Source organism: Halorhodospira sp. M38 (assembly GCF_022227985.1).
Taxonomy (GTDB): Bacteria; Pseudomonadota; Gammaproteobacteria; order Nitrococcales; family Halorhodospiraceae; genus Halorhodospira; species Halorhodospira halophila_A.
This window is the reverse complement of the sequence record NZ_JAJNQP010000001.1, coordinates 147,356-172,530: the sequence shown is the minus strand read 5'-3', so window position 1 is coordinate 172,530 and position 25,175 is coordinate 147,356. Positions and strand designations below refer to the sequence as shown.

General features: G+C 66.3%; 25 protein-coding genes and 1 pseudogene. 22 read left to right on the top strand and 4 right to left on the bottom strand.

Annotated features, from left to right (window positions below; genetic code table 11):
- The first annotated feature begins 4 nt into the window (after nt 1-4).
- Nucleotides 5-1,492 (top strand): lysine--tRNA ligase, encoded by a 1,488-nt coding sequence (gene lysS / locus LRA98_RS00830; protein ID WP_201242538.1) that lies wholly within the window; start codon nt 5-7, stop codon nt 1,490-1,492.
- A gap of 9 nt (nt 1,493-1,501) precedes the next feature.
- Here the strand turns inward: lysS and ygfZ are convergent, their stop codons facing one another.
- A complete protein-coding gene (ygfZ, locus tag LRA98_RS00825) occupies nt 1,502-2,470 on the bottom strand; it encodes a CAF17-like 4Fe-4S cluster assembly/insertion protein YgfZ (protein WP_238632571.1) in 969 nt (322 codons plus the stop codon).
- 257 nt (nt 2,471-2,727) lie between these two features.
- On the opposite strand from ygfZ, the gene sdhC reads away from it, so the two are divergent.
- From sdhC to LRA98_RS13200, 6 genes and pseudogenes are all read left to right on the top strand, one after another.
- The gene (sdhC, locus tag LRA98_RS00820) at nt 2,728-3,117 is read left to right on the top strand and encodes a succinate dehydrogenase, cytochrome b556 subunit (protein WP_201167287.1); all 390 of its coding nucleotides are present in this window, start codon (nt 2,728-2,730) and stop codon (nt 3,115-3,117) included.
- 2 nt (nt 3,118-3,119) lie between these two features.
- Complete coding sequence (gene sdhD / locus LRA98_RS00815) at nt 3,120-3,503, top strand: succinate dehydrogenase, hydrophobic membrane anchor protein (protein ID WP_238632572.1); 384 nt, start codon at nt 3,120-3,122, stop codon at nt 3,501-3,503.
- 7 nt (nt 3,504-3,510) lie between these two features.
- Complete coding sequence (gene sdhA / locus LRA98_RS00810; protein ID WP_238632573.1) at nt 3,511-5,301, top strand: succinate dehydrogenase flavoprotein subunit; 1,791 nt, start codon at nt 3,511-3,513, stop codon at nt 5,299-5,301.
- A 19-nt stretch (nt 5,302-5,320) separates the two neighbouring features.
- Nucleotides 5,321-6,109 (top strand): succinate dehydrogenase iron-sulfur subunit, encoded by a 789-nt coding sequence (locus LRA98_RS00805; RefSeq protein WP_238632574.1) that lies wholly within the window; start codon nt 5,321-5,323, stop codon nt 6,107-6,109.
- Nucleotides 6,106-6,387 carry an FAD assembly factor SdhE gene (locus tag LRA98_RS00800; RefSeq protein WP_238632575.1) on the top strand — a complete coding sequence of 94 codons (282 nt, stop codon included), beginning with the start codon at nt 6,106-6,108 and terminating at the stop codon, nt 6,385-6,387. The genes LRA98_RS00805 and LRA98_RS00800 overlap by 4 nt, the downstream gene beginning before the upstream one ends.
- 49 nt (nt 6,388-6,436) lie before the next feature.
- Nucleotides 6,437-6,697: pseudogene (locus LRA98_RS13200) on the top strand (hypothetical protein); the annotation flags it as partial.
- 82 nt (nt 6,698-6,779) lie between these two features.
- Here LRA98_RS13200 and nadB read toward each other — a convergent pair.
- Nucleotides 6,780-8,423, bottom strand: a complete 1,644-nt coding sequence (nadB, locus tag LRA98_RS00795) for an L-aspartate oxidase (RefSeq protein ID WP_201242537.1) — start codon at nt 8,421-8,423, stop codon at nt 6,780-6,782.
- A gap of 178 nt (nt 8,424-8,601) precedes the next feature.
- Here nadB and rpoE point away from each other — a divergent pair, with 178 nt between their 5' ends.
- From rpoE to LRA98_RS00725, 14 genes are all read left to right on the top strand, one after another.
- Nucleotides 8,602-9,186 carry an RNA polymerase sigma factor RpoE gene (gene rpoE / locus LRA98_RS00790; RefSeq protein WP_201167424.1) on the top strand — a complete coding sequence of 195 codons (585 nt, stop codon included), beginning with the start codon at nt 8,602-8,604 and terminating at the stop codon, nt 9,184-9,186.
- Between the two features lie 28 nt (nt 9,187-9,214).
- Nucleotides 9,215-9,892: a sigma-E factor negative regulatory protein gene (locus tag LRA98_RS00785; protein WP_201167274.1), complete on the top strand. Its 678-nt coding sequence runs from the start codon at nt 9,215-9,217 to the stop codon at nt 9,890-9,892.
- Nucleotides 9,879-10,868, top strand: a complete 990-nt coding sequence (locus LRA98_RS00780; protein WP_238632576.1) for a MucB/RseB C-terminal domain-containing protein — start codon at nt 9,879-9,881, stop codon at nt 10,866-10,868. Before LRA98_RS00785 ends, LRA98_RS00780 begins: the two co-directional genes overlap by 14 nt.
- A gap of 63 nt (nt 10,869-10,931) precedes the next feature.
- The gene (locus LRA98_RS00775; RefSeq protein WP_238632577.1) at nt 10,932-12,407 is read left to right on the top strand and encodes a DegQ family serine endoprotease; all 1,476 of its coding nucleotides are present in this window, start codon (nt 10,932-10,934) and stop codon (nt 12,405-12,407) included.
- Nucleotides 12,408-12,501: 94 nt separating this feature from the next.
- Nucleotides 12,502-14,301, top strand: a complete 1,800-nt coding sequence (gene lepA, locus LRA98_RS00770; protein WP_238632578.1) for a translation elongation factor 4 — start codon at nt 12,502-12,504, stop codon at nt 14,299-14,301.
- Nucleotides 14,302-14,310: 9 nt separating this feature from the next.
- A complete protein-coding gene (gene lepB / locus LRA98_RS00765) occupies nt 14,311-15,072 on the top strand; it encodes a signal peptidase I (RefSeq protein ID WP_201167263.1) in 762 nt (253 codons plus the stop codon).
- Nucleotides 15,073-15,075: 3 nt separating this feature from the next.
- On the top strand, nt 15,076-15,780 hold the full coding sequence (gene rnc / locus LRA98_RS00760; RefSeq protein ID WP_201167262.1) for a ribonuclease III: 705 nt from the start codon (nt 15,076-15,078) through the stop codon (nt 15,778-15,780).
- Nucleotides 15,773-16,690: a GTPase Era gene (gene era / locus LRA98_RS00755; protein WP_238632579.1), complete on the top strand. Its 918-nt coding sequence runs from the start codon at nt 15,773-15,775 to the stop codon at nt 16,688-16,690. Before rnc ends, era begins: the two co-directional genes overlap by 8 nt.
- Nucleotides 16,691-17,395 carry a DNA repair protein RecO gene (recO, locus tag LRA98_RS00750; RefSeq protein ID WP_238632580.1) on the top strand — a complete coding sequence of 235 codons (705 nt, stop codon included), beginning with the start codon at nt 16,691-16,693 and terminating at the stop codon, nt 17,393-17,395.
- A gap of 23 nt (nt 17,396-17,418) precedes the next feature.
- A complete protein-coding gene (gene pdxJ / locus LRA98_RS00745; protein WP_201167256.1) occupies nt 17,419-18,156 on the top strand; it encodes a pyridoxine 5'-phosphate synthase in 738 nt (245 codons plus the stop codon).
- The gene (acpS, locus tag LRA98_RS00740) at nt 18,153-18,533 is read left to right on the top strand and encodes a holo-ACP synthase (RefSeq protein ID WP_201167254.1); all 381 of its coding nucleotides are present in this window, start codon (nt 18,153-18,155) and stop codon (nt 18,531-18,533) included. Before pdxJ ends, acpS begins: the two co-directional genes overlap by 4 nt.
- 18 nt (nt 18,534-18,551) lie before the next feature.
- Nucleotides 18,552-19,325: a 3'-5' exonuclease gene (locus LRA98_RS00735; RefSeq protein ID WP_238632581.1), complete on the top strand. Its 774-nt coding sequence runs from the start codon at nt 18,552-18,554 to the stop codon at nt 19,323-19,325.
- A 7-nt stretch (nt 19,326-19,332) separates the two neighbouring features.
- Nucleotides 19,333-20,637: a 23S rRNA (uracil(1939)-C(5))-methyltransferase RlmD gene (gene rlmD, locus LRA98_RS00730; protein WP_201167250.1), complete on the top strand. Its 1,305-nt coding sequence runs from the start codon at nt 19,333-19,335 to the stop codon at nt 20,635-20,637.
- A 17-nt stretch (nt 20,638-20,654) separates the two neighbouring features.
- Complete coding sequence (locus tag LRA98_RS00725; protein ID WP_201167246.1) at nt 20,655-21,296, top strand: NUDIX domain-containing protein; 642 nt, start codon at nt 20,655-20,657, stop codon at nt 21,294-21,296.
- Nucleotides 21,297-21,378: 82 nt separating this feature from the next.
- On the opposite strand, the gene purB is transcribed toward LRA98_RS00725, so the two are convergent.
- Nucleotides 21,379-22,746 carry an adenylosuccinate lyase gene (purB, locus tag LRA98_RS00720; protein WP_238632582.1) on the bottom strand — a complete coding sequence of 456 codons (1,368 nt, stop codon included), beginning with the start codon at nt 22,744-22,746 and terminating at the stop codon, nt 21,379-21,381.
- Between the two features lie 107 nt (nt 22,747-22,853).
- On the opposite strand from purB, the gene LRA98_RS00715 reads away from it, so the two are divergent.
- On the top strand, nt 22,854-24,251 hold the full coding sequence (locus tag LRA98_RS00715) for a class II fumarate hydratase (RefSeq protein WP_238632583.1): 1,398 nt from the start codon (nt 22,854-22,856) through the stop codon (nt 24,249-24,251).
- Between the two features lie 34 nt (nt 24,252-24,285).
- On the opposite strand, the gene LRA98_RS00710 is transcribed toward LRA98_RS00715, so the two are convergent.
- Complete coding sequence (locus tag LRA98_RS00710; RefSeq protein ID WP_238632584.1) at nt 24,286-25,095, bottom strand: RibD family protein; 810 nt, start codon at nt 25,093-25,095, stop codon at nt 24,286-24,288.
- Nucleotides 25,096-25,175: the final 80 nt, after the last annotated feature.

The window sequence follows — 25,175 nt, the reverse complement described above, 5'->3', positions numbered from 1 at the left end:
ACGGATGTCCGAAAGCGACGAGAACAAGCTCATCGCCCAGCGCCGCGAGAAGCTGCAGGGTCTGCGCGATGCGGGCCAGGCCTTCCCCAACGATTTCCGCCGTGACGCGCTGGCCGCCGACCTTCACGAGCGCTACGGCCCGCTGGACGAGGAGGCCCTGGAGCAGGAGGGCGCCCGAGTCACGGTCGGCGGGCGCATGATGGCCAAACGGGTCATGGGCAAGGCGAGCTTCGCGCAGCTCCAGGACAGCTCGGGGCGGATCCAGCTCTATCTGCGCCGGGATGACCTGCCCGAGGGGGTCTACGCCGCGTTCAAGAGCTGGGACGTGGGCGATATCGTCGGCGCGACCGGGACGGTGTTCCGGACGAACAAGGGGGAGCTTTCCATCCATTGCGATCAGGTCCGGCTCCTAACGAAATCGCTGCGGCCGCTGCCGGAGAAGTGGCACGGGCTGACCGATCACGAGATCCGCTATCGCCAGCGCTACCTGGATCTAATCGTCAACCAGGAGAGTCGGCGCGTCTTTGCCCTGCGCACCCGCGTACTCGCTGCCCTGCGCCGTTTCCTGGATGGCCGCGGTTTCATGGAGGTGGAGACACCGATGATGCAGCCGATCCCCGGCGGAGCCGCGGCGCGACCTTTCGTGACCCACCACAACGCCCTCGGCCGGGATCTCTATCTGCGCATCGCGCCGGAGCTCTACCTCAAGCGGCTCGTCGTGGGGGGCTTCGAGCGTGTCTACGAAGTCAACCGAAACTTCCGGAACGAGGGGGTTTCGACCCGCCACAACCCGGAATTCACCATGCTGGAGTTCTATCAGGCCTTTGCCGACTACCACGACCTGATGGACCTTACCGAGGAAATGCTCCGGCATCTGGCTGAACAGGCGCTCGGAAGCGGGCAGGTAACCTGGCAGGGCGAGACTTATGATTTCACTTCAACATTCGAGCGTATCTCTCTGATTGAAGCGGTTCTTCGGTACAATCCTGACCTCACGGCCGAGGAACTCGCGGATCGCGAGCAGGCGGCCCGGGCGGCCGAGGCGCGCGGGATCGAGGTGAGCTCCGGCGACGGGCTGGGCAGGATCCAGGCGGCCCTGTTCGAGGAGACGGCTGAGCCTCGGCTCCACGGCCCGGTCTTTGTAACCGATTACCCCAAGGAGGTATCCCCCTTGGCTCGCCCGCGGGACGACGAACCCTTCTACACTGAGCGTTTTGAGTTGATCGTCGGTGGTCGCGAGATCGCCAACGGTTTCTCTGAGCTTAACGACGCCGAGGACCAAGCGGATCGCTTCCGTGCCCAGGCGGCGGAGCGGGATGCCGGGGATCAGGAGGCGATGCACTACGACGGCGACTATATCCGTGCCCTGGAGTACGGGCTGCCGCCGACTGCCGGGGAGGGCATCGGGATCGACCGCCTGGTCATGCTGCTCGCTGACTGCGATTCGATCCGCGACGTCCTGCTATTCCCCGCCATGCGCCCGGAGTCGTAGGGCGGCGGTTCAGGTGCCGGCCTCGCGGAGGAGGTGCAACGGCTGTCCGTTCACGCTCAGCGATGCGGGGCCGGACAGCTGTGCCTCGCGCAGCGAAACGAGGGCCGTGAACCCCTGCGGCGCACCCGCTGCGCAGACGACGTGGCCGGCCAGCTGGTTGTCGGCATCACGGACCTCGCTGCCGTCCGCCGGCGCATCTCCGGTGCCCCGGGCGCGGAACATGCGCTGCTTGACCTTGCCGCGGTAGTGCGCCCGCGCCACCACCTCCTGCCCCGGGAAGCATCCCTTGCTGAAGCTCACGCCACCAAGGCGATCGAGATTCACCATCTGCGGGATGAACAGTTCCCGGCCCGGGGCGCGGATCTCGGGCTGTCCGGCAAGGATTTCCAACGCCCGCCAGGTCTCTTCGTCGGTCGGCGGCAGGTGTTCGGCAAGCACGCCCTCTACCGCGGCCACCGGGGCCGCCGGTCCGACCACCCAGTAGCGCTCCGGCGCACCGGGTAGCCGGATGATCGCCACCTCGCCGCTGCGCACAACGCCTTCGGCCTCTGGCATAGGGCGCTCACTCCATCGGGCCAGCAGGCTCCGGGCGGTCGGGCCGGCCGCCCGGAGCAGGCGCCACTGCATGTCGGGGGCGTGCACCGTCACCCTCGAGCGCAGTACATACATCTGCAGCCGGGCGACGGTCTCGGCCGCGGTGTCCTCCGGGAGGACGAGCCGGTAGCCGTCGTCCCAGGGGATGACTCGCGCCAGGGCAAGCAGCCGCCCCTTGGGCGTGCACAACCCGGCCAGCACGCTGCGTGCGTCGTCTGCAGCCGGGATGTCCGCGGTCAGGATGCGTTGCAAGAAATCCCCGGCTTCCTCGCCGGTAACCGCCACCACGCTATAGCCGGTGCCGGTCTCGAGGCACTCCGGCTGAGAGGCTCCGGCGCCGTCTTCGGGCGCATCTACCGGTACGGTCGGGAACTCTTCTCGCATAACCTCTCCTCGGTGGCTTGCTGCATCTAGTGCCACTCTAGGGGCGGGATCCGTATACTGACATCGTATTCATTGTGGGTGATCATCGCCGGGGCAGCCAGCCTTAGACCGGGGCAGAATGTTAATCTTCCGTCAGCATCAGTATTCCCATTTGTTAATGCTTGCATTACGATTGTCCGCAATATAGCTTATCGTCCCGTTTCCTCACTCTTATCGTGCGCCGCAGGTTCTGACTCGGCTCAGCGGAGCAAAAATCCATGAGAAATCCGAATCGTCCGCTCTCTCCGCACCTGACCATCTACCGGCCGCAGTTGACCTCGCTGCTCTCGGTGCTCCACCGCGGCACCGGGGTGTTCGTCACCATGGCTGCGGTCCTGCTGGTCGCCTGGGTGATGGCCTTGGCCGCCGGACCCGAATACTACGAACTGCTGACGCGGGTGCTCGGCCACTGGTTCGGGCAGCTGGTGCTGCTGGGTATCACGTTCAGCCTGGCCTACCACCTTTGCAATGGCGTTCGGCACCTGGTTTGGGACACCGTGCGCGCCTTCGAGCTCAAGGCGGTCTATCGCGGCGGTTACATGGTGCTCGCCGCGAGCGTCCTGTTGACCGCTCTGGTCTGGGTGATCGCCTACGCAGGGGAGTTTTGATCATGCGTAAGTACGAGACCGCCGTCTCCCGGGCCCGCGGCCTCGGCTCGGCCAAGAACGGCTTTCACCACTGGTGGCATCAGCGCCTGACCGCGGTGGTGCTGGTGCCGTTGATGATGTGGCTGGGGATCGGGCTGGCCCTGCAGGCTGGCGCCGATTTCGAGTCGGCCCGCGCCTGGGTGGCGAACCCGTTCAACGCCACGCTGCTGGTCGCCGCCATCATCATGCTCTTCTATCACGGGGCGCTTGGGGTTCAGGTGGTCATCGAGGACTACGTGCACCTCGAGGGGCTGAAGTGGCTCGGCAACCTCGCCGTCTATTTCGCGTGTTTCCTGGTGGCCGTCGCCGGGATCCTGGCGGTCATCCAAATCGTTCTGGGGGGCTAAGGCGCAGATGACAGAACCGATCAAAACGGTCGAGCACCAGTACGACGTCGTGGTTGTCGGTGCCGGCGGGGCCGGGCTGCGGGCGACCTTCGGCATGGCAGAGCAGGGCCTCAATACCGCCTGTGTCACCAAGGTGTTTCCCACGCGCAGCCATACCGTGGCGGCCCAAGGCGGTGTCTCCGCGGCGCTCGGCAACATGGGCGAGGACGATTGGCGCTGGCACATGTACGACACCATCAAGGGGTCGGACTGGCTGGGCGACCAGGACGCCATCGAATACATGTGCCGCGAGGCGGTCCCCGCCATCGTGGAGTTGGAGCACTACGGGGTGCCCTTCTCGCGCACCGAGGACGGCAAGATCTACCAGCGCCCCTTCGGTGGTATGACGACGCATTTTGGCGAGGGGACTGCTCAGCGCACCTGTGCCGCCGCCGACCGCACCGGGCACGCGATTCTGCATACGCTCTACCAGCAGGCGCTCAAGCACAAGGCGGAGTTCTTCATCGAGCACTTCGCCATCGACCTGATGATGGATGACGGGGTCTGCCGGGGCGTGGTCACGCTCGACATGGAGACCGGCACGGTGCATATCTTCCGGGCCCATCAGGTGGTGCTGGCCACTGGCGGCTACGGGCGGAGCTACTTCTCCTGCACCTCGGCCCACACCTGCACCGGGGATGGCAACGGCATGGTCCTGCGTGCCGGTCTGCCGCTCCAGGACATGGAGTTCGTGCAGTTCCACCCGACCGGGATCTATGGCGCGGGCTGCCTGATCACCGAGGGGGTCCGGGGCGAGGGCGGTTACTTGACCAACGCCCAGGGCGAGCGGTTCATGGAACGTTACGCCCCGAACGCCAAGGATCTGGCCTCGCGCGACGTGGTCTCCCGCTCGATGACCATCGAGATCCGCGAAGGGCGGGGGGTCGGCGAGCACGGCGATCACATCCACCTGCACCTGGAGCACCTCGGGCCGGAGGTGATCCATGAGCGGCTGCCCGGCATTGCCGAGTCGGCCCAGATCTTTGCCGGTGTCGATGTCACCAAGGAGCCGATCCCGGTCCTGCCCACCGTGCACTACAACATGGGTGGGATCCCCACCAACCACATGGGTGAGGTGGTCCATCTCAAGGATGGCGATCCGGATGCCGTGGTCCCCGGGCTCATGGCCATCGGCGAGGCCGCCTGCGTTTCGGTGCACGGTGCCAACCGCCTCGGCTCCAACTCGCTGCTCGACCTCGTGGTGTTTGGGCGCGCGGCTGCCCACCGGGCCGCCGAGGTGATCGGCGGGCGCGGCAAGCCCCATGCGCCGCTGCCCGAAGGCGCCGCCGACCTGGCGCTGCAAAGGCTGGATCGGCTGCGTCGGGCCAATGGCAGCAAGCCGACGGCGCAACTGCGGGCCGAGATGCAGAACACCATGCAGAACTACGCCGCGGTCTTCCGCACGGGTGATGTGTTGGAGCAGGGCTGCAACCGGATGGACGATGTGCTACGCGGCTTTGCTAACGTGGGCGTGACCGACCGCTCGCTGATCTGGAACTCGGATCTGATCGAGACACTGGAGCTGGAAAACCTCCTCGGCAGTGCCGTGACCACCATCCACTCGGCTCGCAACCGGCTGGAGAGTCGCGGTGCCCATGCCCGGGAGGATTACTCGGAGCGCGACGACGAGAACTGGCTCAAGCACACGCTGGCCACGCTGCGCAGCGACGGATCGGTGGATATCGACTACCGCCCCGTCCATCTCCATACCCTGAGCGATGATGTGGAGGCGATCCCTCCCAAGGCCCGGGTGTACTAAAGACTCCAGGGAGACAGACATGGCAGAGTTCAGGCTTCCCGCCAACTCCCGCATCCGGAAGGGCTACACCTACCGTGCCCCCGACGCGGAAGAGAGCGAGAACATCCGGCGCATCCGGGTCTATCGTTACGACCCGGAGGGCGGCGCCACCCCGCGTATGGACACCTACGAGATCGACGCCGACAGCGCCGGGCCGATGGTTCTGGACGCGCTGATCAAGATCAAGGACGAGGTCGATCCGACACTCACCTTCCGGCGTTCCTGCCGGGAGGGGATCTGCGGCTCCTGTGCGATGAACATCGACGGGACCAACACGCTCGCGTGTACCAAGGGCATGGATGAGATCAAGGGCGACGTGAAGGTCTACCCCCTGCCACACACGGACGTGATCAAGGACCTGGTCCCCGACCTGAATCACTTCTACGCCCAGTACGCCTCGCTGGAGCCGTGGATCAAGACCGAAACCCCGACACCGCCGGACAAGGAGCGCCTGCAGTCGAAGGAGGAGCGCGAGGCCCTCGATGGGCTCTACGAGTGCATCCTATGCGCCTGCTGCTCGACCTCCTGCCCGAGCTACTGGTGGAACGGCGATCGCTACCTGGGCCCGGCAGCGCTGCTTCAGGCTTATCGTTGGATTGCCGACAGCCGTGATGAGGGCACCGGGGAACGCCTCGACGACCTTGACGATTCCTTCAAGCTGTACCGGTGCCACACCATCATGAACTGCACGGCGACCTGCCCGAAGGGGCTGAATCCGGGCAAGGCGATCGGTGCCATCAAGCGGCTCATCGCCGAGCGTGAGACGTGACGCCGGTCGAGCACCATGCAGAGGCCGTGGCGGTGCGTAAGCGGTTGCGCTGGCGCTGCCGTCGCGGCACCAAGGAGCTGGACCTGCTCCTGGAGCGCTTCTTGGACGATCAATTCCTGCATCTCGATGCGCAGGACCAGGCGGCTTTCGAGCGGCTGCTCGGGCTTGAGGACCACTTCCTGCAGGACTGGCTGATCGCCGGGCAATCACCCACGGACGGGGAGCTGCACCGGGTTGTCGAACTTATCCGAACCACTGAGTTTCCGCCCGCGCGTTAGCAGCGCGTGGCTGCTTGTCCTAGCGGCGGCGGCCGTTGGGGGGCTGCTCGTGCTTGCCGAGCGGTCACCGCCAGTGGCGCTGTTCTTGCTCTGGAGCGGCGGACTGGTCGCGGCGCTGATCGCCGCCTGGCGCAGCCAGCGCCGTCTCCACTGGCTGCGCCGCTGTCATCTTCATCCCGACGGGCGGATCTTCCTACAGTCGCGGGACGGGCGCCGGTGCGGCGCCCGGGTGGTCAGCCGTTTCGCCCACCCATGGTTGGTCGCGCTCACCGTCCGGACCGTGGACGGGCGGCGCTACGATCTGTTCATTCCGCGCGGTCGGCTCGGTACTGAGCACCACCGGCGGCTGCGGGTCTGGGCCCGCTCGCGGCCCATTGATCCGCCGGCGGGCGTCATCGCTCGCGGAAAGAGCGCAAGTGGCCGAAAGGCCGGGGTTTTGGTGGGCGCAGGACGGTGGTGGAGCTCTGTTCATCGTCGCGCTCCGGAAAGTCCAGGGTGTAGTGTAGACCGCGGCTCTCCCGGCGCCGGCCGGCGCAGCGCACCGTGAGATTGGCTACCTCGATGAGGTTGCGCAGCTCGATCAGATCACCGCTGATGCGGAAGTTGCTGTAGTACTCGTGGACCTCGCGGGAGAGCAGGTCGATGCGCCTTGCCGCGCGTTCGAGCCGGCGGTCGCTGCGGACGATCCCCACATAGTTCCACATCGCTCGGCGTAGCTCGGCCCAGTTGTGGCTGACCACGACCTGTTCGTCGGAGTCGGTAACCCGGCTCTCGTCCCAGGGCGGGAGTTCGGGTGCCGGGATCGGCTGCTGCGCCTTGGCCGCAATGTCGCGGGCGGCCTCCGCGCCGAAGACTAGGCACTCAAGCAGCGAGTTGCTCGCGAGGCGGTTGGCTCCGTGCAGCCCGCTGCAGGCTGTCTCGCCGACGGCGTAGAGCCCCGGGACGTCGGTCTGCCCGCGTCTGTCGGCGATCACCCCGCCACAGGTGTAGTGGGCGGCGGGCACCACGGGCAGTGGCTCGCGGCGCATGTCGATACCCAGCTCCTGGCAGCGCCTCAGGATGGTCGGGAAGTGCTCCTCGATGAGCGAGTCCGGCTGGTGGCTGATGTCCAGATAGAGGCAGTCTGCGCCGAGACGTTTCATCTCGTAGTCGATCGCCCTTGCCACTACGTCCCGGGGGGCGAGTTCGCCGCGGGGGTCGAAGCGTTGCATGAAGCGTTCGCCACTGGGTAGGAGCAGGTGCCCACCCTCGCCGCGTACCGCCTCACTGATCAGGAAGGAGCGCTCCTGCGGGTGGTACAGGCAGGTCGGGTGGAACTGGTTGAACTCCAGGTTACCCACCCGGCATCCGGCCCGCCAAGCCATGGCAATCCCGTCACCGGTGGCGGCGTAGGGGCTGGTCGAGTAGAGGTAGACCTTGCTGGCCCCGCCGCAGGCGAGCACCACATAGGGTGCGTTGAGCAACTCTACGCGACCGCTGGCCTGGTCGAAGACGTAGGCCCCATAGCAGCGGTCCTCTGGCTCGCCGAGCCGCGCCCCGGTGATCAGGTCCACCGCGTAGCGGCCCTCGAGCAGATCGATATTGTCCCGCTCGATTACGAGCCCGGATAGGCTCCTTGAGATCGCCGCCCCGGTGGCATCCTCGGCATGTACGACACGGCGGTGGCTGTGCCCGCCCTCCTGGTGGAGGTGCAACCCGTCGGTGCCGGCCCCGGGTGTGATGCGCGAGAAGGGCACTTCCTGGTCGACGAGCCATTCAATCGCCGTGCGTGCGCGCTCGGCCACGAATCGCGTAATATCCGAATCGTTGAGGGCCGCTCCGGCTTCCAGGGTGTCGGCAACATGGGCATCCACTGAGTCGGCCGCATCCAGCGCTGCCGAGACTCCGCCCTGCGCGTAGGGGGTGGCTCCCTCGGTCAGGGTTCCCTTGGAGAGGACCGCCACGCGAAGCTCGCGGGGGAGCTGCAGGGCCACGGTCAGCCCGGCCAGTCCGCTACCGATCACCAGGACATCGTAAGCCGTTCTTGGTTCCGCCATTTGGTTGCGCTTTTGCCAGCCTATCGGATAGGCTGCAAAGCTTCGCACGCCGCGCCACCCGCGGCAAATCACCCACCCACGATTGTCAGATTCCCGGAGCCGTGCGCGAACTCACGCCCCAGCGGAGTGTCTACAGCAGCAAGTACCGGCGCACCGACACAGGAGGGCGCCGGTGGCGATGAGCTCCGAGGAGTCGGACCGTGAGCTCGTGGAGCGTGTCCAGGCCGGTGATAAGCAGGCCTTTGACCTCCTCGTGCTGCGCTATCAGCAGAAGCTGGTCAAGCTCATCTCGCGTTACGTGCGCGATCCGCAGGAGGCGATGGACGTGGCTCAGGAGGCCTTTATCAAGGCCTACCGGGCGATACCCGGATTCCGGGGGGAGAGCAGCTTCTATACCTGGCTCTACCGGATCGGGGTCAACACGGCCAAGAACCACCTGGTTGCGCAGGGGCGCCGGCCACCGGACTCCGATGTCGATGCGCAGGACGCGGAGCGTTTTGACATCGACACCATGCTCCGCGAGCAGGATACGCCGGAGGCCGAAGCCTATCGGGACGAAGTCGAGCGCACGGTGGTCGAGGCCATCGCCGAGCTGCCGGAGGAGTTGCGTACCGCGGTCACGCTGCGGGAACTCGAGGGTCTGAGCTATCAGGAGATCGCTCAGGTCATGGAGTGCCCGGTGGGGACGGTACGCTCGCGCATCTTCCGGGCCCGAGAGGCGATCGACAAGCGACTGCGGCCGCTGACCGGCGAAGAGACATAGGGCATGGTGGCTTTCGGGGGATAAGGGTATGTCGGAAGAAGAACATCGGGACCGACTCGCAGAGCAACTCTCCGCGCTGGTGGATGACGAGTTGCCACGCGAGCAACGGGCGTTCCTGATGCGGCGTCTGGACCATGACGCCGATGCCCGCCTGCAGGTGGCGCGCTACTATCTGATGCGTGATGCGCTGCAGCGCAACCTGCCGCCGCAGCCCAGTACCGATCTGGTCGAGCGGGTGCGCGCGGGGCTGGCCGATGAGCCAGTCCACCATGTTCAGCGCGGCGCGGCTCGGCAGCCCGCAGCGCGGGATTGGCGCCGTCCGGCGTTCGGCGGTCTGATCGCCGCTAGTGTGGCGGCGGTGACCGTGCTCTGGTGGCAGGGTGGGGCGCCACCCGATGCTGGCACCGGGCCGACGGCCGGCAGCGGCGAACCGGCGACCGAGGTGGCCTCGCCGGCAGGCGGTGAGCGATCCATAGGCGGCACCACGGTTCGTCCCGTCACCCTGGGCGACAGTGGCGGACTGCCCTGGCCGGACAGCGACCGGGGCACAGCGGGAACCACCCGCGAACAGTCCTTTGATCCGGTGCCAGACGCCATGCCGTCCCGTTTGCATCGCTTCATGATCGATCACGCCGAGCAGGCCGAGTCCGACTACCCCGGCAGCATGCTTCATCAGGTACGGGTTCCGCAGCATGGGGATCCCTGATCGGGGCTGGTTCCGCGGCGCGCTCCTCTGCGCCGGTTTGCTCTGGGCCGCGCACGGCCAGGTCGCGCTGGCCGATGACAGCGGCCAGCGCGCGACCGATGATGGCCGCGAAGCGCTCAACCGCATGGTCGAGGCCCTCGATCAGCGCTCCTACGAAGGGATCTTCGTCTACGCCCGGGCCGGCGTCGTGGAGACCGTGCGCATCGTGCACCGCGCCGACGAGGCTGGTCGCCACCAGCGTCTGGAGATGCTCACCGGAGCCCACCGGGAGCTGGTGCGTACGCCCGAGGGTGCCCTGCTGGCTGGACCTGTCCCCGAGGGGGATCGACTGCGCGGCAGTGGCGTGGCGACCGCCTTGGGCGAAGGGTGGCCCAGGGCTGCCAGCATCTCCGATGAACTCTATCGTATCCGCATCGGTGGGGAAGGGCGGGTCGCCGGACGCCCGGTCCAGGTGATCTCCATCGAGCCCTTGGATCAGCTGCGCTACGGTCATCGTCTCTGGGTCGATGAAGAGAGCGGGTTGCCGCTCCAGGCCCAACTGCTGGACGGGCGCCGGGTCATCGAGCGCCTGCTGTTTACCAGCTTCCGCCTCCGCGAGGACATCGGCACCGAGGAGTTGGCCCCCAGCGGCGAGGCGCAGCAGCGGGTTGAGCGCCGCCCGGCTACAAAGACCGCAGACGGCCCCGAACCGGATTGGGAAGTGATCGACGTGCCCGCGGGGTTCTCCCGGATTGCCCACGGCCGGATACCGTCGGAGGAGCAAGGGCAGGATCCCATCGAGCACTTGCTGTTCAGCGACGGCCTGGCCACTGTGTCCGTCTATATCGCCCCGGAGCCGGAAGGTGATGAGGGGCGGGCGCGGGCCGGGGCGCTGCATGCCCACGAACGCCCCGTCGATGGCTATCAAGTCACGGCGATCGGCGACGTACCAGCCAAGACCGTCGAGCGTTTCGCGACTCGGACGCAGCGACGCTAAGACATCTCGGGAACAGTGGACCGGGCCAGGCGCCCCCGGGCAACAGGGTGAGGATCGATGGGTATGGCGAAACGTGAGTCAGTGCGGATCGCACTGGCTGTCGGTTTGGGGCTGGGTATCAGTGTCCCGGCGGCTGCCCTCGAGCTGCCGGATTTCACCGAGCTCGTCCGCGATAACAGTGCGGCGGTGGTGAACATCAGTACCCGGCAGGAGGCGCCAGCACAGCCGACCCCGGAGGGAATGCCGCCCGAAGGCATTGAGCCCCAGCAGGGTCCGGCGCCGCCGGCCACCGGGGCGCGCCAGGTCTCGACGCCCCATGGTGACGAGCTGCATCTCCCCGATCCCGGTGAGCAGCCTGGCCCGGGTCCCTTCGGCGAGGATGGGCAATCACTCGGTTCGGGGTTTTTGATCAGCGAGGACGGAGTCATCCTGACCAATCACCACGTCGTCGCCCGGGCGGAGGAGGTCATCGTCCGACTCGCCGATGGTCGCGAGCACGACGCGGAGGTGATCGGCTCCGACGAGCGCACCGATTTGGCCGTCGTCGAGATTGAGACCGACGATGAGCTGCCCACCGTCTCGGTGGGCAGCGCCGATGCACTTGAGGTCGGGGAGTGGGTCCTGGCCATCGGCTCGCCGTTCGGATTCGAGCACTCCGTAACCGCCGGAATCGTCTCGGCCAAGGGCCGTTCGCTGCCGCACGGGAACTATGTGCCTTACATCCAGACTGATGTGGCTATCAACCCCGGGAACTCCGGGGGGCCGCTGTTCAACCTCGACGGTGAGGTTGTCGGGATCAATTCGCAGATCTATAGCCGTACCGGCGGCTTCATGGGGCTGTCATTCGCGATCCCCATCGAGCTGGCGATGGACGTCGCCGATCAGCTCCGTGAGACCGGGGAGGTGCAGCGCGGGTGGCTCGGGGTCCTGATCCAGGACCTGACGCGTGATCTGGCCGAGGGGTTCGGCCTTGAGCGCCCCCGTGGGGCCCTGGTCTCGGAGCTGCTCGATGACAGCCCCGCCGCTGAGGCCGGCCTTCAGAGCGGAGACGTCATTCTGGAGTTCGACGGCGAGGTGGTGGAGAATTCCGCCGCCTTGCCGCCCATGGTCGGGCGGACCAGTATCGGGCGCAGGGTCGAACTGCTGATCCTTCGTGATGGCGAGACCAAGACCGTGGAGGTCGAAGTGGCTGCCCTGCCGGGCGAGGACGAACTCGCCGCCTCGCCCGGGAAGCAGGACCCTGCGGACCGCAAGGGCGGTGCCGACCTGGGGCTGCGGGTGGAGCCCGTGGACGATGCCACCCGGCAGGAGTTGGAACTGGAGGATGAGGGCGGAGTGCTCATCACCGGCGTCGAAGAGGGGCCGGCCGCCGAGGCCGGGCTGCGGGTGGGCGACGTGCTGGTCAGTTTCGATCGGGAGCCTGTGCACACGGCGGAGGACCTCAGCGACGGCGTGGCTGCCGTGGAGCCCGGCAGTACCGTGCCGGTGCTGGTGATCCGTGACGGACACCCGAGTTTTCTGGCATTACAAATGCCCTGAGGCCTCGAAACGAGTAGAATGTGGGCGCCGCCCGCACGCGGGTGGCGCTTTTCTTTTTGGTTGGAACCGGCGACAAGGCAGGACCGAGCAACGCATGGAGAATATCCGCAACTTCTCGATCATCGCCCACATCGATCACGGCAAGAGCACGCTCTCGGATCGATTCATTCAGGTCGCCGGGACGCTGAGCGAGCGCGAGAGCCGCGACCAGGTCCTGGATTCCATGGACCTTGAGCGCGAACGAGGCATCACTATCAAGGCGCAGAGCGTGTCGCTGAAATACCACGCGCGGGACGGGCAGGTCTACGAGCTGAACTTCATCGATACCCCGGGCCACGTGGACTTCTCCTACGAGGTATCTCGTTCGCTGGCCGCGTGCGAGGGAGCACTGCTGGTGGTCGATGCCTCCCAGGGGGTCGAGGCCCAGAGCGTCGCCAACTGCTATACGGCCCTCGAGCAGGACCTGGAGATCATCCCGGTGCTCAACAAGATCGACCTGCCGTCGGCGGAGCCTGAGGAGGTGCTCGAGCAGATCGAGGAAATCATTGGGCTGGACGGGGCCGAGGCGCTGATGGTCAGCGCCAAGACCGGTGAGGGGGTCGAGGATCTGCTCGAGGCCCTGGTCCAACGGGTGCCGCCGCCGAAGGGGCAGGCCGACGCGCCGCTCAAGGCCTTAATCATGGACTCCTGGTTCGATAACTACCTCGGCGTGGTGTGCCTGGCCCGGATCTTCGACGGCGAACTGCGCAAGGGGGACCGGATCCGCGTGATGGCCACGGACCGCGAATTTCAGGTGGATGATCTGGGCATCTTCACCCCTAAACGCACCCCGCAGGACCGGCTCGGTACCGGGCAGGTCGGCTATGTGGTCGCAGGCATCAAGGACATCGACGGTGCGCCGGTTGGTGCCACCCTCACGCGCGCTCAGGAGCCAGCCGAAACGCCGGTGCCCGGTTTCAAGCAGGTCCAGCCGCGTGTATTCGCCGGTCTCTTCCCCACCAGCTCCGACGACTTCGAGGCGCTGCGCACCGCCCTTGGCAAGCTACGGCTCAACGACGCCGCATTGAACTACGAGCCCGAAAACTCCCAGGCACTGGGGTTCGGTTTCCGCGTGGGGTTCCTTGGCATGCTCCACATGGAGATCATCCAGGAGAGGCTCGAGCGGGAGTACGATCTGGATCTGGTCACGACCGCACCGACCGTGGTCCACCACGTGATCACCCGCGACGGGCAGGAGCTGGAGATCGACAACCCGGCGAATCTGCCGCCGAACGCGGAGATCGAGGAGATCCAGGAGCCGATCATCGAGGCAAGTATCCTGGTGCCCCAGGAGTACGTCGGCAACGTCCTCGCCCTCTGCGAGGAGAAGCGGGGCGTCCAGAAAGAGATGCAGTACGTTGGCCAGCAGATCTCGCTAGTCTACGAGATGCCGCTCAGCGAGGTGGTCCTCGATTTCTTCGACCGCCTCAAGTCGGCGACGCGTGGTTTCGCTTCCTTCGATTACGAACTCAAGCGTTTTCAGGCCGACGATCTGGTCAAGCTCGATGTCCTGATCAACGGCGACCGCGTGGATGCGCTGTCGAATATCGTCCACCGGGATCACTCCTACCACCGCGGCCGGGCCCTGGTGGAACGGCTCAAGGAGATCATCCCGAGGCAGATGTTCGAGGTGGCCATACAGGCGGCCATTGGCGGGCAGATCATTGCACGCAGCACCGTCAAGGCGATGCGCAAGAACGTGACCGCCAAATGCTACGGCGGGGATGCGAGCCGCAAGCGCAAGCTCCTCGAGAAACAGAAGGAGGGCAAGAAGCGCATGAAGCAGGTCGGCAAGGTGGAGATCCCGCAGGATGCCTTCCTTGCCGTGCTGCGGGTCGATGACTCAAAGGATTAGTGGGCGCCCATGAACTTTGAAATCCTCCTTGTTGTGCTGACCCTGCTCACCGGCCTGGTGTGGGGCTGGGATCGGTGGCTGCGTCACCGCGAGAATATCGATCGTGACCGCGACCCGTGGTATATCGATCTGCCGCGCTCGCTTTTTCCGATCATCCTGATCGTGTTGCTGGTTCGCTCGTTCGTGGCCGAGCCGTTCCGCATCCCCTCCGGTTCGATGCTCCCCACGCTGCAGGCCGGCGATTTCATCCTGGTCAATAAGGCCTCCTACGGCATCCGTCTGCCCGTCCTGCGCAGCCGCCTGTTCGGGGATGGCGAGCCGGAGCGGGGCGAGGTCGCCGTGTTCCGCTATCCCGTTGACCCGGGCCAGGACTACATCAAGCGAGTCATCGGCCTGCCTGGGGACGAGATTCGGTATCAGGATCGGACGTTCTACGTTAACGGTGAGCGCCTGGAGCAGGAAGGGCAGGAGCGCTACGCCGGCCCAGGCGCTGACCCGGATCAACCCTCGGTCCTGCGCACGGAGCGGGTCTCCGGTCGCGAATACACCATCCTCCACCATCCGGCTTCCCAGTCGGCGGATTTCACGTACACGGTCCCCGAGGGTAAGTACTTCACTGTCGGGGATAACCGGGATCGCAGTGCCGACAGCCGGATGTGGGGCCCGGTGTCGGACGACTACCTGGCCGGGCGCGCGTTCCTGATCTGGATGAGTTGGGACAGCGAGGAGGGCGGGATCGCCTGGGATCGCATTGGCCAGCGGATCGAATAACCCATGTCCGATCTCGAACGCCTGCAACAGCGGCTCGATCACCGGTTCCGGGAACTTGACCGCCTCCAGGAGGCGGTCACGCACCGCAGTGCCGGCGGCCGCCACAATGAACGCCTGGAATTCCTGGGCGACTCGGTGCTGAATTTCGTCATCGCCCACGAGGTATTCCACCGGCGCCCGGGCGATAGCGAGGGTACGCTGTCGCGGTTGCGCGCAAGCCTGGTCAATCGCTCCAGCCTAGCGGCCATCGCGCGGGACATAGAACTGGGTGACCATCTTCGCCTGGGCGGCGGCGAACTCAAGAGCGGCGGCCACCGGCGTGACTCCATCCTGGCCGATGCCCTGGAGGCGGTGTTCGGCGCGGTTTACCTGGACGCGGGCTTCGAGACCGCGTCGCAAGTCATCATCGGCTTGTATCGTCCGCGACTGGAGAGCTTGCCGGAGCAGGCGGTGCTCAAGGACCCCAAGACTCGCCTGCAGGAGGTTCTGCAGTCGACGCGCCGTCCCCTGCCCGGCTACCAGGTGCTGGATGTCCGCGGACGAGCCCACCATCAGCGCTTTCAGGTCGAGTGCCGACTCAGCGACAGCGAGCAGAAAACGGTCGGTGAGGCCGGCAGCCGCAGGCAGGCCGAGCAGCGCGCCGCCGAGGCGATGCTCGTCGAGATCGGCGCCGAGTCGGCGGAAGGAGGAGGCTCCGGCCATGAGTAATGGATCAACCGAGGCGATTGCGACGCTCGAGCACAGCGGGCTGTGCGCACTGGTCGGTCGGCCCAATGTCGGTAAATCGACGCTGCTCAACGCCTTGCTCGGCGAGAAGGTGAGCATCGTCACGCGCAAGCCACAGACCACTCGGCACCGTATCCTGGGCGTTCTCAATCGCCCCGGATCCCAGACGGTGCTGGTCGATACGCCGGGCATGCACCAATCCGCCAAGCGTGCCCTGAATCGCCAGCTCAACCGGGCCGCCCACAGCGCGCTGGAAGATATCGATGTGGTCGTCTTCGTCGTCCGCGGAACAGAGTGGAAGGATGACGACCAGAGGGTCCTGGAACGCCTCACCGAGGTCGACGCCCCTGTCATTGCGGCGGTGAATCAGGTTGACCGGGTCCAGGACAAACGGCTGCTTTTACCACATCTGGAGTGGTTGGCCGCGAAACGGGAATTCGCGGCGCTGGTGCCGGTATCGGCTACCCGGAAAGAGAATCTCGATGCCCTCGAGCAGGAGATCATCCAGCAGCTTCCGGCGGGGCCACCCCTGTTCCCGGCCGACCAGATCACCGACCGGGACCTCGGCTTTCGCCTCGGTGAGTTAGTCCGCGAACAGCTCATGCTCAATCTCGGCGACGAACTTCCCTACACCACCACGGTGCAGATCGAGCAGCTCCATCGCGAGGAGGGTATGACCCGGCTATCGGCGGTCATCTGGGTCGAGACCGAGGGGCAGAAACCCATCGTGATCGGACGCGGGGGCGAACGACTCAAGAAAATCGGTCGCAGCGCCCGGTTGCAGATGGAGAATATGCTCGGCGAACGGGTCCACCTGGAGCTCTGGACCAAGGTCAAGGAGCAGTGGACGAACGATCGGCGGGCGCTCGACGAGCTCGGTTACACGGATTGAATGGATACCGCGCAGGGGCAGCCGGCCTGGGTGCTTCATCGGCGAGCCTTCCGCGAGAGCAGCACCCTGGTCGAACTGTTCAGCCGCGAGCACGGGCGTATCGGTGCAGTTGCCAACGGGGTGCGGCGACGGGGGTGGAGCGGGCAGCTTGAGCCTTTTATCCCGCTTCAGGTCGTCTGGAAAGGCCGCGGCGACCTCAAGACCCTGACCGAGGTCGAGCAAGCCGGACGCGGCTATGCGTTGCGTGGTGGGGCGCTGGCGTGTGGGTTTTACATGGCTGAGCTCCTGCTGGCGTTGACCCGGCGGGAGGACCCGCACCCGCTGACCTGGGAGCGTTACGCTATCGCCGTCGATTGTCTGGCTGGGGATGATGCGGAGCCCGCACTGCGGCGCTTCGAGCTCGCGCTCCTGGAGGAGAGCGGCTACGGCATGGAGCTGGAAACGGACGTCCACGGCCGGCCGGTTGTGCCGCAGTCCGCCTACCGCTACACCCCGGAGCGGGGCGCTGAGCCTGCGGGCACGGGCGAGGGCGGCGTGGAGGTCCGGGGGGCTACACTGCTGGCACTGGCAGCCACGGAGGGGCAGGGTTTGTCGCAAGAACCGGTGCGCAGCGAGGCGCGGCGGCTGATGCGGGCGGTGCTCCATCGACATCTGGGTGGGCGCCGGTTGCGCAGTCGCGAGATGTTCCGATCGCTGCGCGGTTGATGGGACGGCTTTCTGGGAGACCTATGTCCACGGGGCAAATTCAACTCGGTGTCAATATCGATCATGTGGCTACGCTGCGTCAGGCGCGCGGCACACGCTACCCTGACATCCTTCACGCCGCGGCGGAGGCCGAGCGCGGAGGGGCGGATGCGATCACGGTCCACCTGCGCGAGGATCGCCGGCACATTCAAGACCGTGACGTGGAGGAGCTGCAGCGGCATACGCAGACCCGGGTCAACCTGGAAATGGCGGTTACCGACGAGATGATCGGGATCGCCTCGCGGCTGGGTCCGGCGGATTGCTGCCTGGTGCCGGAACGGCGCGCCGAGTTGACCACCGAGGGTGGCCTCGACGTTGCCGGGGATGTGCAGCGCCTGGAGCAGGCTTGCCGCAGCCTGGGCGAGGCCGGCATCCGGGTGTCGCTGTTCATCGACCCCGATCCGGCCCAGATCGATGCCGCGGCGACCGCCGGGGCCCCGGTGATCGAACTCCACACCGGTGCTTACGCCGATGCCCCGGATGCCGCTACGCAGGGCCGCGAACTCGAGCGCCTGCGGACGGCGGCGTTACGGGCCCGTGATGCCGGACTGCAGGTCAATGCCGGGCATGGTCTGCACTACCATAACGTGGAGCCGGTAGCGGCACTCCCGGCCATGGCCGAACTGAACATCGGCCATGCCATTGTCGCCCGCGCGGTCTTCGAGGGGCTGGCGCCGGCCGTGGCGGAGATGAAGCGGCTCATGCGGTCGGCGGCGGCATGATTGCCGGCATTGGTACGGACATTGTGGCCGTGGTGCGACTGGAGCGTGCACTGGAGCGCCACGGTGAGCGACTCGCCCGGCGTGTTCTGGCGCCGGGCGAACTGCAAGGCTTCCAAGAGTCCGGCGGTACCGCGGCGTTCCTGGCGCGCCGATTCGCTGCCAAGGAGGCTGCCTCCAAGGCCCTGGGCACCGGGCTGAGCGATGGGGTGACGCTGCGCGATCTTGAGGTGGTCCACGATGCCCGGGGCAAGCCCTCGCTGCGCTTCCACGGCGCCGCCGCCGAGCGGGCCGCAGCCCTGCGGGTGAACGAGGCAGCCCTGAGCCTCAGCGACGAGCGGGAGTACGCCGTTGCCTTCGTGGTCCTCGTAACCGGCTGATCGACAGGGAGAGAAACGATGAACGTGCTCGCCTTTGATATCGAGACCGTTCCCGACCTGGCCGGCGGCCGGGTGGTCTACGGTCTGGACGGCCTCGAGGACACGGATGTCTCCCGGGCCATGGCGGCGCGACGCCGCCAGGAGACTGGAAACGAGTTCCCGCGACTGCACCTGCACCGGGTGGTGGCCATTTCGCTGGCCGGTCTGGTCGAGGGCCGTTTTCGCGTCTGGTCACTGGGCACCCCGGAGGATGGCGAGCAGATACTCCTCGAACGCTTCTTCGAGGGACTCGATCGCTATGTGCCCAATCTGGTTTCCTGGAACGGCAATGGCTTCGATATCCCCGTGCTGCACCATCGCGCTCTGATCAATGGGGTCAGTGCGCCGCGTTACTGGGAGACGGGCGACAACGATCGAGCCTTCCGTTTCAACAACTACCTCAACCGCTATCATGATCGCCACCTCGATCTGATGGACGTCCTCTCCTCGTTCCAGATGCGGGGTGCCGCACCGCTGGACGAGGTGGCCACGCTCTGCGGTCTGCCCGGCAAGATGGGCATGAGCGGCGGCGCGGTAGCCGATGCCGTCGCCCGGGGCGAGATCGAGGCGGTGCGCAACTACTGCGAGACCGACGTGCTCAATACCTATTTGCTATACCTGCGCTTCCAGTACTTCCGCGGCGCCCTGGACCGCGAAGACTACCAGCGCGAGACCGACCGGGTGGCTGCGGCGTTGGAAGCCACCGATCGTCCCCACCTGAGCAGCTTCCTGGAGGCCTGGCGTGGGGCGTAAACGGCGTATGTCCCGCGAGCCGGTGGAGGCCCGTATCGAGGGCATGGCCCACGAGGGGCGCGGGATCACCCACGATGCCCAGGGGCGGCCGGTTTTCGTCGATTTCGCCCTGCCGGGCGAGCGGGTTCGCTACCGGTATACCAAGCTGCGCCGTCAACGGGCCGAGGCGACGGCGATCGAGATTCTCGAGCCGGCGGCCGAGCGGATCGCACCGCATTGTGACCATTTCGGCACCTGCGGCGGGTGCGCGCTGCAGCATCTTCCCCCGGAGGCGCAGATCGCCCACAAGGAACGGGTCCTGCTCGAGCAGCTACAGCGCATCGGTGGTGTCGAACCGGAGCAGCGTCTGGCACCGCTGACCGGGCCGGTCTGGGGGTACCGGCGCAAGGCGAGGCTAGCCGTCAAGCACGTGCCTAAGAAGGGTGGGGTGCTAGTCGGCTTCCGCGAGAAGCACAGCCCGCTCGTGGCGCCGGTGGACAGTTGTCCGGTGCTCGACCCGCGGGTGGGTGAGCGCATGCAGGACCTGGCCAGTCTGGTCGGCTCCCTGTCGATCCCGGACCGCATTCCCCAGATCGAGGTAGCCTGCGGGGACGCGCGCGCGGCGCTGGTGCTGCGCCACCTGGCGCCGCTCACAGACAGCGATCTGGATCGGCTGAGTGAGTTTGCCGCAGCCACCGGCTTGGCCATCCTCCGTCAGCCGGGGGACGAATCCACGGTGACGCCGGTGGCGCCGCAGTCGGCGCTGGACCTAAGCTACGCCCTGCCGCCCTACGATGTCGAAGTGGCGTTCTTACCCACGGACTTCACGCAGGTCAATGCCCCCATCAACGTGGCCATGGTCGAGCAGGCTCTGGAATGGCTGCAGCCGCGGCCGGGCAGACGCATCCTCGACCTGTTCTGCGGGGTGGGCAACTTCACGCTGCCGTTGGCGCGAGAAGGGGCCGCGGTGACCGGCATCGAGGGCGAGGCGGGACTGGTCCGCCGCGCCGAGGAGAATGCGGCCACCAACGGCCTGGACGCCTCCTTCGCCGTGGCCGATCTCGCCAGCGAGGAGGGCACCCGACAGGCGGCGGGACACTATGACGCCGTCCTGCTGGACCCGCCACGCTCTGGTGCCCAGGAGGTTCTTCCCGCGGTTGCCGGCACAGGCGCTAGCCGGGTGGTCTATTGCTCCTGTGGCCCCGCAACGTTGGCCCGCGATGCCGGGATCCTTGTCGCCGAGCACGGCTTCCGGCTGAAGGCGGCGGGTATTATGGACATGTTCCCGCACACCGCCCATGTCGAGAGCTTCGCGGTTTTCGACCGTGACTGAATCGAGGGAGTAAAGGAATGGCCCACCGTTTCGAGATCCTCGGTCGTGACCCCTGCCATGAGGGGTTCCTCCGTTTGGACCGGATCCGTCTGCGTCACGCCAGGTTTGAGGGCGGCATGACGCCCGAGTTGACGCGGGAGTGTCTGGTCCGTGGCTTGGCCGTTGGCGTCCTGCCTTATGATCCCGAGCGCGACGAGGTCATCCTGGTCGAGCAGTTCCGGGTCGGGGCCATCGACGACAATCGCGGCGCCTGGATCACCGAGACCATCGCCGGCATCGCGGAACCTGGGGAAGATCCGCGCACAGTGGCCATCCGCGAGGCGCGGGAAGAGGCCAACGTGGTCATTGAGGACCTGCGCCCGATTGCGGACTACCTGCCCAGCCCCGGCGGCAGCACGGAGCGGGTCGTGCTTTACTGTGCCCGCTGCGATACCAGTGAGGCCGGCGGTGTCCACGGGCTCGACGAGGAGCACGAGGATATCTGGACCCATGTGCTCCCGGCCGACGAGGCCATCGGACAGGTGGCAGAGGGCCATTATCGGGCCGCCATGCCGGTGATTGCGCTACAGTGGCTGGCTCTCAACCGCCGTCGTCTGCGCGAGGAGTGGACCGAGGGGGCCTGGTCGGACCATCTCTGGTCCGCTGAGGATCCCGACTAGCGCCCGGAGCAGCAACGTCACCGGGCCCACCCGGGGCCGGGCCGCAAGGGCCCGGCGCACCCGGCGCAGAGGCGGCGAGCGGCTACACTGCGCGGGCCTGGGCCGCGGCATTGCCCAGGTAGGTTCGCGGGGTTAGCCCGCGCAGCTGATCCTTGGCTTCCTCCGGTAGGTCGAGCCCCTCGATGAATGTGCGGACCGCGTGCTCATCGATCCGGCGACCACGCGTGAGTTTCTTGAGCTGCTCATACGGTTCCTCGGCCCCGTAGCGGCGCATCACCGTCTGGATCGCCTCGGCCAATACCTCCCAGGCAGCCTCTAGGTCGTCGTCGAGGCGGTGGGGGTTGGCCTCCAGCTTGCCGATACCTTTCTCAAGGGACTTCAGGGCAATGAGTGTGTGGGCGATGCCCAGGCTCACCGTGCGCAGGGCCGTGGAGTCACTCAGATCCCGCTGCCAACGGGATACGGGCAGCTTGCGAGCCAGGTGCTCAAGCAGCGCTGACGAGACCCCCAGGTTCCCTTCGGCATTCTCGAAATCGATCGGATTGACCTTGTGGGGCATGGTCGAGGAGCCGACCTCGCCGGCAACGACCCGCTGTCCGAAGTAGCCGAGCGAGATATACCCCCACACGTCGCGGCTGAGATCCAGCAATACGGTATTGACCCGGCTGATGGCATCGAACAACTCGGCGATCCAGTCGTGGGGCTCGATCTGCGTGGTATAAGGGTTCCACCCCAGCCCCAGACCCTCGACGTAGCGCTGCCCCAGGGCAGGCCAGTCCACCTCCGGGTACGCGATCAGGTGGGCGTTGAAGTTGCCCACGGCGCCGTTGATCTTGCCCAGCGGCTGGACATCCGCCAAGCGCTGCCGCTGCTCGCGCAGCCGATGCACCACGTTGGCGATCTCCTTGCCCAGCGTTGTGGGCGAGGCCGTCTGACCGTGCGTGCGCGAGAGCATGGGCTGCTCAGCCTGGGCATGGGCGAGCTCACGCAGCTGCTCGATGGTGGCGTCCAGCGCCGGCAGTAAGACCTCGTCGCGGGCACCACGGAGCATGCACGCCCAGGCCAAGTTGTTGATGTCCTCGGAGGTGCAGGCGAAGTGCACAAACTCGGCGCGCTGCGCGAGCTCTTCGTGCGCGGTGAGCCGCTCCTTGAGATAGTACTCGACGGCTTTGACGTCGTGGTTGGTGGTCGCCTCGATCGCCTTGATTTGCCGCGCCTGCTCGGTGTCGAAACCGGCCAGCAGCTCCTCCAGGAAGGTGGTGGCATCGGCCGACAGCGGCGGGACTTCGGCGATTCCCGGCTCGTTAGCCAGGGCCTGCAGCCAGCGGACCTCGACCACCACTCGGTGACGAATCAAGCCGTACTCGCTGAGCAACGGCCGCAGGCTGTCGGTCTTGTCGGCGTAGCGCCCATCGATCGGCGCGAGTGCGGTCAGGGTATCCAGCTCCACGGGTAAGGGTCTCCGCTGCCAATTCCGGCCGCGTATTCTACAATGCCTGTTCGCCTTTTTGTGGGCCTGATCGCCCCTCGCTATTGAGCAGGAGAGAGAGCCAATCTATGACTCAAGACGGTTACCGGATCGAACGCGACAGCATGGGTGAACTCCAGGTCCCGTCGGACGCCCTGTACGGCGCGCAGACGCAGCGTGCGGTGCAGAACTTCCCGATCAGCGGGCAGCCCATGCCGCGGCCCTTCATCCAGGCGCTGGGGCTGATCAAGGCGGCCTGCGCGCGAGCCAACCGCGACCTCTCCGGTCTCGATCCGACCGTCGCCGAAGCCATTGCGGAGGCGGCCGAGGCCGTCGCAAGGGGCGAGTACGACGACCATTTCCCCATCGACGTCTTCCAGACCGGCTCGGGCACCTCGAGCAACATGAACGCCAACGAGGTCATCGCCCGGCTGGCCAGTGACCGGGCGGGCTGCCCCGTCCACCCCAACGATCACGTCAACATGGGGCAGAGTTCCAACGACGTCATCCCGACGGCAATCCACGTCAGCGCCGCCCTCGAGGTTCACGATCGGCTGCTGCCGGCACTGCGCCGACTGGCGGACACCATCGAGCAGCGCGCCACCGAGCTTGAGGATGTCACTACCACCGGTCGGACTCACCTGATGGATGCCATGCCGGTGACCCTGGGGCAGGAGCTCTCGGGCTGGGCCGCGCAGATCCGCAACGGGGTCAGCCGCATCGAGGCTGGCCTGCCGAGGCTGCACGCCCTGGCCCAGGGGGGCACCGCCGTGGGCACCGGCATCAACGCCCCGGCAGAGCTGGGTGAGCAGGTCTGTCGGCGGCTTGCCGAAGCCAGCGGCGTACCCTTCGCCCCGGCGCCGAACCGCTTCGAGGCCCTGTCGAGCCAGGATGCCGCGGTGGAGCTATCCGGACAATTGCGCACCGTGGCGGTCTCTTTGATGAAGATCGCCAATGACCTGCGCTGGATGAACAGCGGCCCGTTGGCGGGGCTGGGCGAAATCAGCCTCCCGGCCCTGCAGCCCGGATCGAGCATCATGCCCGGCAAGGTCAATCCGGTCATCCCGGAGTCGGTGGCTATGGTCGCGGCACAGGTCATGGGTAACGACACCACCGTCTCGGTGGCGGGCCAGTCCGGGAACTTCCAGCTTAATGTCATGCTGCCCGTGATCGGCTACAACGTGCTGCAGAGCATCGATCTTCTCACCAACGCGTCGACGGTCCTCGGGCAGGACGCCATTGCCGGGTTTACCGTTAACGAGGACAACCTGCGCGCCGCTCTGGACCGCAACCCGATTCTTGTGACGGCCCTGAACGCCGTGATCGGTTACGAAAAGGGCGCCGAGATCGCCAAGCAGGCGTATCGGGAGGGGCGGCCGGTGATCGAGGTGGCCCGCGAGATGACCGACCTCTCGGAGGCAGAGTTGCAGCGCCTGCTGGACCCTCGGGAGCTGGCACGCGGCGGCATCCCGGGCCAGCGACAGTAACCGCCCGGCCGGGATGCCCGGCGCCTGGATCGGTCTACCCCCGGACCCGGTCCAGGCGCATCAGTTGCTGTTCCTCGCCCGGGGCGGTACCGGGGTCGAGGTAGATCCAGCGCAACAGGAAGTCGGCCGGGCGCTCAAGGCCTGCACCTTCGATGATGGTCTCGAACGCACCTGGCTTGCCGCCGATGATCCGGTGGCGGACGGTTTTGAAGAGTGTATCGAGGCTCCCGTCCGAGACCAGAGTATGTGCCACTTGGGGACCGGCGACCGAATACACCCGGGCATACCCAAGTGCGCCGAGCGTCTCGCGCACCTGCTGACCCGTCACTCGCCCGCCGGGGAACCGGGCCGCCACCTCGGCTCCCACCTCACGATGACACTGCAGCCGTTCCGCTGCTGTATCTTCCGGGACGAACAGCCAGATTCGTCGCCCCTGCTCGCGCAGCAGGGACGGGATCCGAAAATCCGCTGAACCGGAAACAACCGCCACATCCGGTTGCGGCTGCATCCCGTGATCCCGCCGCCACTGCTGCAGGTCGTTGAATGCCGGGCCCACCGGAAGGATATCCTGGGCAAAGCCCCCCTCGAGTTCCCGCAGGTAACGCCCGCTGGTGATCAGGCAGTCCGCTCGCGCGGCGAGCTCCTGGAAGAGTCGCCAGTCACGGGCATTAGCCACCGTATCTGGCACGCGGCAACCGGGGCCGACATCAAGGCTGATGCGCCCGTCCAGGCTGGTGACAAAGTTGGCGTAGACCCATGGCGTATTGCCGCTCCCCTCCGGGAGAGGGGTGTCGAGGTAGAGGCCTTCGAGGTCGACGGAACCTGTTGATTCGAAAGGATACAATCGCTGAAGCCGGGGGTGTGGGGTAGGGTCCATGCAGGTGACGGCCTGATCAGTTTGGGTTGCCCGAATGTAACACGCTC